Origin of the sequence: Polycladomyces subterraneus (assembly GCF_030433435.1) — a bacterium.
Taxonomy (GTDB): Bacteria; Bacillota; Bacilli; order Thermoactinomycetales; family JIR-001; genus Polycladomyces; species Polycladomyces subterraneus.
Genome location: NZ_JANRHH010000036.1, coordinates 148,881 through 160,779 on the forward strand (window position 1 = coordinate 148,881; position 11,899 = coordinate 160,779).

At 53.9% G+C, this 11,899-nt stretch carries 16 protein-coding genes; 15 read left to right on the forward strand and 1 reads right to left on the reverse strand.

The annotated features are described in order from the left end of the window. The first annotated feature begins 14 nt into the window (after positions 1-14). From mtrB to ndk, 9 genes are all read left to right on the forward strand, one after another. Entirely contained in the window at positions 15-236 is a 222-nt protein-coding gene (gene mtrB / locus NWF35_RS09920) for a trp RNA-binding attenuation protein MtrB (RefSeq protein WP_301238892.1), read from the forward strand. Between the two features lie 70 nt (positions 237-306). Further along, positions 307-792 (forward strand): hypothetical protein, encoded by a 486-nt coding sequence (locus NWF35_RS09925; protein ID WP_301238893.1) that lies wholly within the window; start codon positions 307-309, stop codon positions 790-792. Positions 793-897: 105 nt separating this feature from the next. Beyond that, complete coding sequence (locus tag NWF35_RS09930) at positions 898-1,650, forward strand: heptaprenyl diphosphate synthase component 1 (RefSeq protein ID WP_301238894.1); 753 nt, start codon at positions 898-900, stop codon at positions 1,648-1,650. 4 nt (positions 1,651-1,654) lie between these two features. Next, positions 1,655-2,392: a demethylmenaquinone methyltransferase gene (locus tag NWF35_RS09935; RefSeq protein WP_301238895.1), complete on the forward strand. Its 738-nt coding sequence runs from the start codon at positions 1,655-1,657 to the stop codon at positions 2,390-2,392. 22 nt (positions 2,393-2,414) lie between these two features. Then, complete coding sequence (locus NWF35_RS09940) at positions 2,415-3,287, forward strand: UbiA-like polyprenyltransferase (RefSeq protein WP_301238896.1); 873 nt, start codon at positions 2,415-2,417, stop codon at positions 3,285-3,287. Next, positions 3,284-3,883 (forward strand): UbiX family flavin prenyltransferase, encoded by a 600-nt coding sequence (locus NWF35_RS09945; RefSeq protein ID WP_301238897.1) that lies wholly within the window; start codon positions 3,284-3,286, stop codon positions 3,881-3,883. Before NWF35_RS09940 ends, NWF35_RS09945 begins: the two co-directional genes overlap by 4 nt. Further along, the gene (locus NWF35_RS09950; RefSeq protein WP_301238898.1) at positions 3,880-4,734 is read left to right on the forward strand and encodes a menaquinone biosynthetic enzyme MqnA/MqnD family protein; all 855 of its coding nucleotides are present in this window, start codon (positions 3,880-3,882) and stop codon (positions 4,732-4,734) included. Before NWF35_RS09945 ends, NWF35_RS09950 begins: the two co-directional genes overlap by 4 nt. Positions 4,735-4,739: 5 nt before the next feature. Further along, complete coding sequence (locus NWF35_RS09955) at positions 4,740-5,711, forward strand: polyprenyl synthetase family protein (RefSeq protein ID WP_301238899.1); 972 nt, start codon at positions 4,740-4,742, stop codon at positions 5,709-5,711. A gap of 151 nt (positions 5,712-5,862) precedes the next feature. Continuing rightward, complete coding sequence (gene ndk, locus NWF35_RS09960; RefSeq protein ID WP_301238900.1) at positions 5,863-6,309, forward strand: nucleoside-diphosphate kinase; 447 nt, start codon at positions 5,863-5,865, stop codon at positions 6,307-6,309. Positions 6,310-6,387: 78 nt separating this feature from the next. Here the strand turns inward: ndk and NWF35_RS09965 are convergent, their stop codons facing one another. Continuing rightward, positions 6,388-6,714, reverse strand: a complete 327-nt coding sequence (locus NWF35_RS09965; RefSeq protein ID WP_435873871.1) for a winged helix-turn-helix transcriptional regulator — start codon at positions 6,712-6,714, stop codon at positions 6,388-6,390. Between the two features lie 127 nt (positions 6,715-6,841). Here NWF35_RS09965 and NWF35_RS09970 point away from each other — a divergent pair, with 127 nt between their 5' ends. The 6 genes from NWF35_RS09970 (at position 6,842) to aroH (ending at position 11,758) form a co-directional block, all read left to right on the forward strand. Then, complete coding sequence (locus NWF35_RS09970; RefSeq protein ID WP_301238902.1) at positions 6,842-7,231, forward strand: DoxX family protein; 390 nt, start codon at positions 6,842-6,844, stop codon at positions 7,229-7,231. A 13-nt stretch (positions 7,232-7,244) separates the two neighbouring features. Continuing rightward, positions 7,245-8,021 carry a DODA-type extradiol aromatic ring-opening family dioxygenase gene (locus tag NWF35_RS09975; RefSeq protein ID WP_301238903.1) on the forward strand — a complete coding sequence of 259 codons (777 nt, stop codon included), beginning with the start codon at positions 7,245-7,247 and terminating at the stop codon, positions 8,019-8,021. An 11-nt stretch (positions 8,022-8,032) separates the two neighbouring features. Then, complete coding sequence (locus NWF35_RS09980) at positions 8,033-8,743, forward strand: pirin family protein (protein WP_301238904.1); 711 nt, start codon at positions 8,033-8,035, stop codon at positions 8,741-8,743. A gap of 339 nt (positions 8,744-9,082) precedes the next feature. Further along, the gene (gene aroC / locus NWF35_RS09985; protein ID WP_301238905.1) at positions 9,083-10,243 is read left to right on the forward strand and encodes a chorismate synthase; all 1,161 of its coding nucleotides are present in this window, start codon (positions 9,083-9,085) and stop codon (positions 10,241-10,243) included. Positions 10,244-10,245: 2 nt separating this feature from the next. Then, on the forward strand, positions 10,246-11,337 hold the full coding sequence (gene aroB, locus NWF35_RS09990; RefSeq protein ID WP_301238906.1) for a 3-dehydroquinate synthase: 1,092 nt from the start codon (positions 10,246-10,248) through the stop codon (positions 11,335-11,337). 1 nt (position 11,338) lies between these two features. Continuing rightward, complete coding sequence (gene aroH / locus NWF35_RS09995; RefSeq protein ID WP_301238907.1) at positions 11,339-11,758, forward strand: chorismate mutase; 420 nt, start codon at positions 11,339-11,341, stop codon at positions 11,756-11,758. Positions 11,759-11,899: the final 141 nt, after the last annotated feature.

The following is an 11,899-nucleotide window of genomic DNA, read 5'->3' on the forward strand; positions in this document are numbered from 1 at the left end:
AGGAGGCGATGGGGATGGAACCGATTACAAGCGATTATATCGTGATCAAGGCGAGAGAAAACGGGGTCAATGTAATCGGGTTGACAAGGGGCAAGGATACACGGTTTCATCACTCGGAAAAGCTGGACAAAGGAGAAGTGATGATCGCGCAATTTACGGAACACACTTCGGCAATCAAGGTTCGCGGCAAGGCGACGATTTTGACGCGATATGGAACGATCGACACGGATGAGTGAACACAGGAAGGCATGATTTCCCCACCGTTCCGATACAATGGTCTTTAGGACGGGGAAAGGGGGAAGGGCCATGAAGCGATTGGCCCGGGCGTTGCTTGCGTCGGTGTTTTTGTCCGTGATGCTGGCCGTATTGTTGTCATTGGCGCCGGTGATGTCAAAGCGTGGTAGCGGTTCGCTTCCCGTATTTCAGGTGGAACAGCCGATTCATTTGACGGAAGGAACGTTGGTCGATTTTTTATCCCGTCAACCGATGGAGATGCGGCTTCACCACGTGGAGTGGGAGCGCAACAATTTATCGCTGGATTTGTCGACCACCCGTTTGACAAATGAGCGGTACCGGGAGATATATCTCTTGATTCAGCGTACACTCACGCAGACGGACAATGTGGCATCGGTGCGTCTGACGGTATATAATGCATCTCCGGCCACGCCAGAACTGCTGATGACGGTACGGGCAACACGGGTGGATCTGCGTGAGAGCCCCGTGGTGCATCAGGAGTCCGGACGGTCGTACCTGCAATATCTGGAACGTTTTTTTGAGGTGAAACGATACTGATAAACCGTTCAGGAAGAGGAGATTCGTGTCGCTTCGCCAAAATTATGGTATACTGGACGAGAAGCATCACGTGTCATTGATCTGTCTGTAGGTGGGGGGCGCGACATGACGTCCGTACATACCGAATGGGAATTCATCGTGGAAGAAGTCGCTCAATATGCAGAAAACCCGTTTGTCAAGCGCTGTCTTGGCCGACCTCATGTGCCATCTTTTTTTGTGCAGGTACTTTATATGATGTTGAAGTCGCATGAACTGCCCATATCGCGGATTCGCCGGCTGTGTACGGCGACTGCTTTGTTGCAGATGGCCTTGGACATTCACGAAACGGTCTCTCTGGACAAGCCGCAAACGGAAGAGCAAATGCGCATACGTCAACTCACAGTGTTGGCGGGTGATTATTATTCCAGTCAGTTTTACCGTTTATTGAGCGAGCAGGGAGAAGTGGAAGCCGTAGCATGTTTAGCCCAGGCAACCTGCCGCATCAACGAAGCGAAAATGCGTTTGTATGCGTTGCGCGGTGATACACGAACGTCATCCTCGGTGTGGCTTCCTTTGATTCGGCGAATCCGGGGCGAATTGCTTGCGGCGTTGGCCGATTTTTTTCATGTAGAAAACAGATGGGGCCATCCATGGCGCCCACTGGCGGAGCGGTTGATGGCGCTCGATTATCTCGTCTCGCCCCGCGTGAAAGAGACATTTCCGTGGTCGGTTGACGAATCGGTTCCGACCGTCCTGTTGGAGGAGATCCAATCCTGGTTGGAGGGAGCAAAGCAGTCGGTAGCGCACCAAGAATGGGCGGAGGCGATCCAGCGCAGATTTGCTTCGGTATTGGGAGAGCCGCTACTCCGGGAAGGGTGAAATCATGACGGTGGATCAGGACCAAATGTTTCGGTCGAAAGAGCAGTTTGTCCACAGTGTCTTTGAAAGTATTGCCCATCGCTATGATCAGATGAACACGATCCTCAGTTTCAGGCGTCACAAGGCTTGGCGCAAATTCACCATGAAGATGATGGCAGTCAAGCCGGGCGATACCGCCATCGACGTCTGTTGCGGGACATGCGACTGGGCAATCGCGCTCGCGGAGGCGTCGGGGACGGGAGAGATCGTGGGGCTGGATTTCAGCCAAAATATGCTGAAAGTGGCGGAAAGAAAAATTGGCGAAAGGGGACTTGACCGGCAAATCCGCTTGATTCACGGCAACGCGATGGCATTGCCGTTTGCGGACAACACCTTCGACCACGCGACGATCGGCTTTGCCTTGCGCAACGTGCCGGATTACCGTCATGTGTTGCGTGAAATGGCCCGTGTGGTCAAACCGGGTGGTCAGGTGGTTTCACTGGAATTATCCAAGCCGACCTGGGCACCGTTTCGCGCGGTGTACTATCTCTACTTTCGACGGATTCTACCCTGGCTGGGCAAATGGTTGGCAGGACGGTACGAGCAATACCGCTGGTTGCCGGAATCATTGGTTCAATTTCCCGATTACAAGGAATTGGCACGCATCATGGAAGAAGAAGGTGTATTTGAATCGGTGCGCGTCTATCCGTTGACTGGCGGGATTGCGGCGGTGCACATCGGTATCAAGAAACGGGACGCATGAGAGATAGAAAGGTCGATGTAGGATGCAATGGTGGCAAAAGATCAGGATCATCCTTAATATGATCAAGTTTGAACATACCGTGTTCGCTTTGCCATTCGCCTATCTGGGTGCCTTATTGGGTAATGTGATGGTGGAGGGCAGTTTGCCCACCTGGCGTGAGGTCGGTTGGATCACCTTAGCCATGGTAGGTGCGCGCAGTGCAGCGATGGCGCTCAACCGATTGATCGACCGCCATATCGACGCGAAAAACCCACGGACGGCACAGCGGGAAATTCCATCAGGTAAAATTTCAGTCCCGGCAGTGTGGGTGTTTGTACTCGTCTCATTCCTCTTGCTGTTTGTGGCTGCCTGGCAATTGAACCCATTGGCCGTCAAGCTGATGCCAATCGCCGTGTTGGTGTTGACCGTTTACTCCTACACCAAGCGGTTTACCTGGGCGTGTCATTTGGTGCTGGGTGCGGCGCTCGGTTTGGCACCCATGGGCGGATGGGTGGCTGCCACCGGGCAACTGGACGGGACGGCCTGGTTGTTGTTTGCGACGGTAGCGTTGTGGACAGCAGGGTTTGATGTCATCTATGCGTGTCAGGACATCGATTTCGATCGTCAGGAAGGGTTATTTTCCATCCCGGCACGATTCGGTTTGGCCCGTGCACTCCGCTATTCGGCATGGATGCACATTGGAACCGCCATCGGCCTCATTCTGCTGATCCAGATCACACCGCTCAGTGCGTGGTACGGAGTCGGGGTATTGATCGCATTGGCGATTCTGTATTATGAGCACCGCATTGTGTCACCCGACGATTTATCCCGTCTGAACACGGCCTTTTTCACGATGAATGGCGTATTGAGCGTGATTGTGTTTCTCTTTGCGATTGTGGATGTGATACTTAGATGAGTGCCAAACGTTTTGTGGTGGGCATGACGGGGGCGAGCGGCGCCCCCTATGCATTGTGTTTGTTGGAAGAATTGCTTCGCCAAGGACACGAAGTCCATCTGGTGGTGACGGAAGCCGCCTGGCGGGTACTGAAGGAAGAGCACGATTGGGACGTGTCCGCCCGGGAGGGGGTTTTTCGTGATAGGTGGCGGAACTTGCCCGGAAGGCTAGTCCATCATCCGATCAAGGATATCGGGGCTTCGATCGCCTCGGGTTCCTATCCGGTGGACGCGATGGTAGTGATCCCCTGTTCGATGGGGACCCTGGCGAAGCTGGCTGCCGGATTGTCCACCAACCTCCTGGAGCGGGCGGCGGATGTGATGATCAAGGAAGGGCGTCCGCTTGTATTGGTACCACGCGAGACCCCGTTGTCTCCTATTCACTTGGAAAATATGTTACGTCTCTCCAGAATCGGCGTCAAAATCGTTCCGGCGATGCCGGCTTTCTACCACCGTCCCGAAACATTGGACGACATCGTGCGGTTTGTGGCCGGTAAGGCGCTGGATCAGATGTCGGTTCCGCACCAATTGTATCGACGATGGGAGGGTAGGCGATGAGACCTCTGCGGATCGGTCGAATCGCGTTTACGAACGTTTTACCACTTTATCATTATTTTGATGCGGATGGGCTACCTGTGGAGCTTGTGCCCATGGTGCCGTCCCAACTGAACCGGCTCATGGCCGCCGGGGAGATCGATATGGGGCCCATTTCTTCTTTCGCTTATGCCGATCAGTATCCGAACTACGTCCTTTTGCCGGATTTATCAGTCAGTGCCAGGGGACGGGTCGGTTCCATTTTTTTGTTTACGCGTGATGCGGCTTTGTCCGATCTGCGTTCGGCCAAAATCGCGCTTACCAACACGTCGGCTTCGTCAGTGGCGTTGCTCAAGGTACTGCTCAATGGATTTGAGCGGGGAAATCCCGAATACGTCACCTTGCCGCCTTCGCTCAGCGATATGATGGAACAAGCGGATGCGGCCCTGTTGATCGGTGACGATGCCATTCGGGCACAGTGGGAAAATCCGGGATACCGTGTGTTGGATCTGGGTTGGGAATGGTACCAGCGGACCGGATTGGACATGGTGTTTGCAGTTTGGGCGGTGCGCAGAGAAGTGGTGGAAGAGCGGCCCGATGAGTTGTATGCGGTATATGAACGTTTCTTTGCCAGCAAAGAACGGAGCCGCCTCGATCCCACACCGGTCATCCGCGAGGCGCAGCGTCAATTGGGTGGCGATGAGGCGTTCTGGCGGAACTATTACAACGGATTGTGTTATGATTTGCGCCAGCCTCAACTGGAAGGGCTGGAAGCATATTATCGCCGTGCCGACGAGATCGGGCTGTTATCACCGAATGTGCGGATTGAGGTGTTGGATTTGCCTGCGGGCACAAGTACGGGCGAACCAAGGTGAATGTCATGAGACTCCAGGATATATATGAGGACCTGAAAAGTGATTTAGAATCGATTGAGCAGGAACTGTCTGCAACGGTCGCATCACGGGACAGCCAACTGGCGGCGTCGGCCGGCCACTTGCTCCATGCAGGGGGGAAACGGCTCCGACCTGTTTTTGTATTGTTGTCAGGGCGGTTCGGCCAGTATGATCTGGAGCGTTTGAAAAGAATCGCCGTCCCTCTGGAGCTGATTCACATGGCCACACTGGTGCATGATGATGTGATCGACGATGCGGAGACCCGGCGGGGTAGAAAAACGGTGAAGGCTCAATGGGACAATCGTGTAGCCATGTACACCGGGGATTTCATTTTTGCCCGCGCATTGGAAGTGGTCTCCCAAATCGGTCAGCCGAGGATTCACCATATTTTGTCCCGTGCGATCGTGCAGATGTGTCGGGGAGAGATCGAACAGATCCGTGATTTCTACAACCCCGGTCAGCATTTGCTTCGTTATCTGCACCGAATCAAGCGGAAAACGGCGCTCTTGATGGCGATCAGCTGCCAATTGGGGGCACTGGCAAGCAACGCCTCCGAGGAGATTGTGCGGGTGTTATACCGATACGGATATTATGTGGGCATGGCGTTTCAGATTACTGACGACGTGTTGGATTTGATCGGGAACGAACAGCAACTCGGCAAGCCGGCAGGGAGCGATTTGCGTCAGGGAAATGTGACGTTGCCGGTCATTCATACGTTGCAGTTCGGAAAAAGGGAGGACCGTGAACGGATTTTGGCGTATTTGCGTTCGCGTGGCGAAGAGGTGTCGCTGGACGAGGTGTTGGCCCGCGTCCGTCATGCTGAGGGGATCCCGTTTTCGCTCAATCTAGCAGAACGATATTTGGAGAAGGCGCTGTCAATGGTGGATGTCTTGCCGCCGTGCAGCGCGCGAGAATCGTTGCGTATGATTGCCAGGTTTGTCGGTACACGCACGTATTAGGATCTGTCTCCCCTTCTCCTATGCCGGAACGCTTGTCTGTTAAGTTTCTGATAACATGTTTGCTTTTGACCGTCCAAATCTGATACAATTCCGTTGGGCTACCGTGTGGTAGCCCTTTCAATGGCGATTTACATAGCATGGAGGCGAAACCATGGAAAAAACGTTTGTGATGGTCAAGCCGGATGGGGTGCAACGTGGACTCATCGGCGAAATTGTGTCGCGATTCGAGAAAAAAGGGTATCAGCTCGTGGCGGCGAAACTGATGACGGTTTCCCAGGAGCTGGCTGAAAAGCATTATGCCGAGCACAAAGAAAAGCCGTTCTTCGGTGAATTGGTGGATTTCATCACGTCCGGTCCGGTGTTCGCCATGGTGTGGCAAGGACAAAACGTGATCGCAGGAGCCCGGCAAATGATGGGCAAAACCAATCCAGCCGACGCTGCGCCCGGTACCATTCGCGGTGATTTCGGCATCAGTGTGGGGATGAACATCATCCACGGTTCTGATTCCCCGGAGAGCGCGGAACGGGAAATTAATCTCTGGTTTGGTGAACAGGAACTGATCAACTACGATAAAACCATCAATAAATGGATCGGATAAACAACAGCCCGGAGTTCACTCCGGGCTGAAATGGTTATCCGGCCGCTCGCCTCTCCGATCGTTGACCTCTTCGGATCCTCAATTTTCCCCTTCCGAATCCACCCATTCTTCGGCCCATGCTTGGACAGCATCCATCACCGGTCGCAGTGCTTTTCCCTTTTCGGTAAGCGCATATTCGATCCGCACGGGTTTTTCTGGATAAATATTGCGTTTTAACACCCCAGCGGCTTCCAATTCCTTGAAACGTTCGGACAGCATTTTATCGCTCATTTGAGGAATGCTGTCGGAGATATCCCGAAACCGTCGGGGACCGTCCATCAGTACTCGAATGATCAATCCGGTCCACCGTTTTCCCAGTAGTTCAAATGCGGCTTCGAATTTGGGACAAAGAGGATGTGGATGCATCGCCATCACCTCCTGGATTTTATTTTATCATAGTTACTTGACAAAAGTAAGTTATCATCGTATGATACAGATGCAAAGTAAATAACTGATAAAAATATAGCAATAAACAAAAGGAGAGTGATGGGGTATGATCAATCTGGGACTGTTGATCATTCGATTGGTGGTAGGCTTGACGTTTATGGGTCATGGTGTGCAAAAATTGTTCGGTTGGTTCGGCGGCCATGGGTTGAAAGGAACGGCCGGTTGGATGGAATCGATCGGGTTGCGTCCCGGTTGGTGGATGGCGTTGCTGGCCGGTCTTTCTGAGTTGATCGGCGGGGCACTGTTTGCGGCTGGAGTAGGAACTGCCTTGGGAGCAGCGCTGATCGTGCTGACCATGTTGGTAGCCATCTTCAAAGTGCACGGGAAAAATGGTTACTGGATCACCGACGGTGGAATCGAGTACAATGTGGTCTTGATTGCGGTGGCAATTGGAGTGGCCCTGATCGGTCCCGGTTCCTACGTTTTGATCGGTTAAGGGGGAGAGAAGATTGACCCCTTCTATGTTCATCGCTCACGGATCGCCGCTCCTCGCCGTGCAGGACATCTCATACACCCGGGACTTGCGACGGCTAGGGGAACAACTGGATCAACCTGAGGCGATCCTCGTATTTTCCGCCCATTGGGTGAGCGGGACGCTGACATTCACGGCCACGGATGAGGTCCAGGATACCATCCACGATTTTGGCGGTTTTCCAAGAGAACTGTATGAGATCACCTATCCGGCTAAAGGATCGGTCAACGTCGCCCAAGAGGTGCAGAAGCTGCTACGGGACCACGGGATTGAGGCAGTGCTGAATGCACATCGGGGGCTGGATCACGGGGTGTGGGTGATTTTGCGCCATATGTACCCGGCAGCGGACATCCCGGTGATTGCGGCTTCCGTCAATCCTTCTCTATCCCCTGAGGAGCAGTACCGGATCGGGGCGGCCCTTTCCTCCCTGAAAAAGCGCAACATCCTGATCATCGCCAGTGGCGCAACGGTTCACAATTTCCGTTATATGAACTTTTATGAGCAAGATCATACTGATGAATGGGCAAAGGAATTCGATGATTGGCTGATCGACCGTATCCTGGAATGGGACACTGTTTCGCTTTTCGATTACCAACGCTTGGCACCGTATGCCCTCCGGGCCACACCTGATGCCGAACACTTTTTGCCGCTGTTTATAGCGATGGGGGCCGGCGATGACAGCCGTACGGCTCGGGTGTACCATCAAAGTTATCAGTACGGTTCATTGAGCCATTTGATTCTACAGTTTAATTGAGGTGAGGGGCCATGATTCGTATTATTCCATCTGAAGAAAGATATACGGCCGACCACGGTTGGTTAAAGACACGGCACAGTTTCTCGTTTGCTGAGTATTACGACCCTAACCATCTCAATTTCGGACCGCTTCGTGTGTTTAACGACGACATCGTGCAGCCGGGAAAAGGTTTCGGTATGCATCCCCACGCGGACATGGAAATCATCAGCTATGTGATCGACGGAGTGTTGGAGCACCGAGACAGTATGGGTAACCAAGGGTTGCTCCGAGCCGGTGAGATACAACGGATGACAGCGGGAACCGGCATTTTCCATTCGGAGTACAATCACTCCCAAGAACGACCGGTCCATTTTCTGCAAATCTGGTTTTATCCTGAACGCAGGGGTCTGACCCCTTCCTGGGAACAAACATCATTCCCCAGAGAAGCGCAACATAACCGGTTGCTTCCGGTTGTCTCCGGTACGCCTCGGGATGGCGCACTGTCGATTCATCAGGATGTCACGGTGTATCTGTCGCAGTTGGATGCGGGGCGTTCATTAAGGCATGAACAGGAAGACGGACGCTTCATGTATCTGTTTCTGATAAAAGGACGCGTAAAGTTGAGCAGCAAACATACATTGAAAGCGGGAGATACTGCCCGTATCACCGATCTCTCCCGCATCGAGATCGAGGCTGAGGAAGATGCGCATTTCATGCTGATGGATTTGGCGCCCTTGGATTAAGAGTACGGAGAAAAGACGGGGAATACGGACCCGCTCCCTTAAAAAGTGGGTGGTCGTTTTCCGGCGGTGCGAAAGGGAAAACGGCCACTTTTTCAGGTAAAGGACCGAATTTTCCGTCTGAATGAAAATAAAGCATTTTCGTAGAAGGATTGTCCATTATCTCTCCGGTGTCAAGAGACACCGATTTTTTTATGCATTGAGAGCTTCCGTCTTCTCTTGTACAATGATGGGAACAGGTAAGACGTTTTCAGGTGGTTCATCGTATGGTATCATAACAAGCAACCAATATCCTTTAGCAATTAGAAGCTAAAAAGCGCGAAAGTGGAGAGGAAGATCGCGATGAGGTATTTGACGGCGGGGGAATCGCACGGTCCCCAATTGACGGTGATTATCGAAGGATTGCCGAGCCGCATGCCGTTCTCCAAAGAAAAGGTGGACGAACAGCTGGCCCGGCGCCAAAAAGGATACGGACGCGGACGCCGGATGCAAATCGAGTCCGACCAAGTCCAGGTTCTCTCGGGTGTGCGGTTCGGACAAACGACCGGAGCGCCGGTCACGCTGGTGATCGAAAATAAGGACTTCCAGCATTGGCGTAAAATCATGAGCTTTGATCCCGTGCCGGAAGAGGCGGAAAAACGACGAATCTCCCGGCCGCGCCCCGGTCATGCAGATCTCAACGGCGCGATCAAATACAATCATCGGGATATTCGTGATGTGTTGGAACGTTCCAGTGCGAGGGAAACGGCAGCCCGGGTGGCCGCGGGAGCGGTGGCCCGCCAGCTGTTGGAGACGTGCGGCATTCGCATCGCCGGTCATGTGGTGAGCATCGGCGGAGTGACGGCTCGACCGGTGGACTTGCCGCTGGAAGAATGTGCAGCGCGTGCCGAGGCTTCCCCCGTTCGCTGTCTTGACCCGGAGGCGGAAAAGGAAATGATGCGCCTGATTGATGAAGCGAAAAAGGAAGGGGATACCCTGGGCGGTATCGTGGAAGTGGTCGTCGAGGGCGTGCCGGTCGGTTTGGGATCGCACGTGCATTGGGATCGGAAGCTGGATGCGCGGATCGCTCAGGCGATTGTCAGCATCCAGGCGTTCAAGGGCGTGGAGATCGGAATCGGGTTTGAAGCGGCCCGGTTGAAAGGCTCTCAAGTTCATGACGAGATCATGTGGGATGAATCCCGCGGATATTACCGCCGCACCAATCGCCTTGGTGGATTCGAGGGCGGAATGACGACGGGTGAGCCGATCGTGGTACGTGGCGTGATGAAACCGATCCCGACGCTGTACAAACCGCTCAGGAGCGTGGACATCGATACCAAGGAAGCCTTTTTGGCTAGTATCGAGCGTTCCGACAGCTGTGCTGTGCCTGCCGCCTGTGTCGTGGCAGAAAATGTCGTGGCATGGGAAGTGGCCCGGGCATTGACTGAGAAATTTTCAAGCGATACGATGGATGAATTGCTGGATGATCTGAAGCGGTACAAGGAAAGGGCGGCGAAATTCTGATCATGCGCACGTTGGAAGTGGCGTTGGGCGATCGGTCCTATCCCATCGTGGTCGGTTCCGGTTTGTATGCGGATTTACCCCGTTGGCTTCAACAGCGTCACATCACGCCCGCACATTCACTGTTGGTCGTGACTGATTCCAGTGTGGCGCCGCATTACGGCAAACGCGTGCTGACACCGTTGGAGTCAGCCGGTTATCAGGTTCGGATGAGCGTGGTACCGGCTGGTGAGGCTTCCAAAAGCTTGGATCAATTGTCCCGTCTCGTGGAAGATGCGATTCGCTTCGGCATGGATCGTGACAGCGTCGTGTTGGCGCTCGGCGGCGGGGTGATCGGGGATTTGGCTGGCTTTTTGGCGGCCGTTTACATGCGCGGCATCCGGTTCGTACAACTCCCCACGACGCTGTTGGCTCACGACAGCAGTGTGGGCGGGAAAACGGGGGTCAACCATCCGCTGGGAAAAAATATGATCGGTGCGTTTCATCAGCCCGAATTGGTGTTGTTCGACGTGGATACGCTCGCCACTTTGCCTGGACGGGAGCTGGTGTCCGGCTTTGCCGAGGTGATCAAACACGCATTGATCGCCGACACAGATTTCGCGATGTGGCTGGAGCAACATCATGAAACACTCATGCGGAGGGACCCGTCGCTGTTGACGGAAGCGATCGTGCGCGGATGCGCCATCAAAGCGCAAGTGGTGGCCCGGGACGAACGCGAATCTGGTCTGCGCGCCATTTTGAACTACGGTCATACTATCGGTCATGCGTTGGAGGCGGCGACAGGTTACCGCCGTTGGACGCATGGCGAGGCGGTGGCGATCGGAATGGTGGGAGAAGCAATCTTGGGAGAGCTGTTGGGGACGGCACGTGACGTGTCCGGGTTCACCCGACGTTTGCTCGCGCTGTACGGTCTGCCCGTCACATTGGATGAGCCGCTCTCCGATGAGGAATTGCTCACCCTGATGCGCAGGGACAAAAAAGCGCGGCAAGGGGAATATGTGTTTGTTCTGCCCAAGGGTATTGGCACGGTGGAAGTGAAAAAAGGAGTCGAGGAGCGTGTGATTCGCGAAGCGTTGCGGCGATTGAAGGAGGAATAAGATGAAGGTGCGAGGCATTCGCGGCGCAACCACGGTGGAAAAAAATGAAGCGGAATCGATATTGTCCGCGACGGAAGAACTGTTGCGGGAGATGATCCGGCGCAATCAGGCGACGCCGGAGGATATTGCTTGCGTGTTCTTCACAGTGACGACTGATTTGAATGCGACGTTTCCAGCACAGGCGATCCGGTCCATGCCGGGATGGGAGATGGTCCCCTTGCTGTGCGCCAACGAGATTCCAGTACCGGGAAGCCTGCCACGCTGCATCCGTCTGTTGATGCTGATCAACACGAATCGGGACCAAGAGGAGATCGAACACGTATATTTGCGCGATGCCCAATCGCTGCGGCCGGATTTGACGAAAAATGAGTCATTGACACCTGACGGATTCTCCGATACAGTGATGAGTAAGCCGAGTTGAGCCGAGATGGAGACGAGACGGGAAGAGCATAGCAGAGCGGAGCGGAGTGAAAACGAAACGGACTACTCCGACCAAAGCGCCTCTGCTTTGGTCGTTTTTCTTTCCTCAATGATCCTCCCGTTGCTTCTCTGTTCTCTTCCT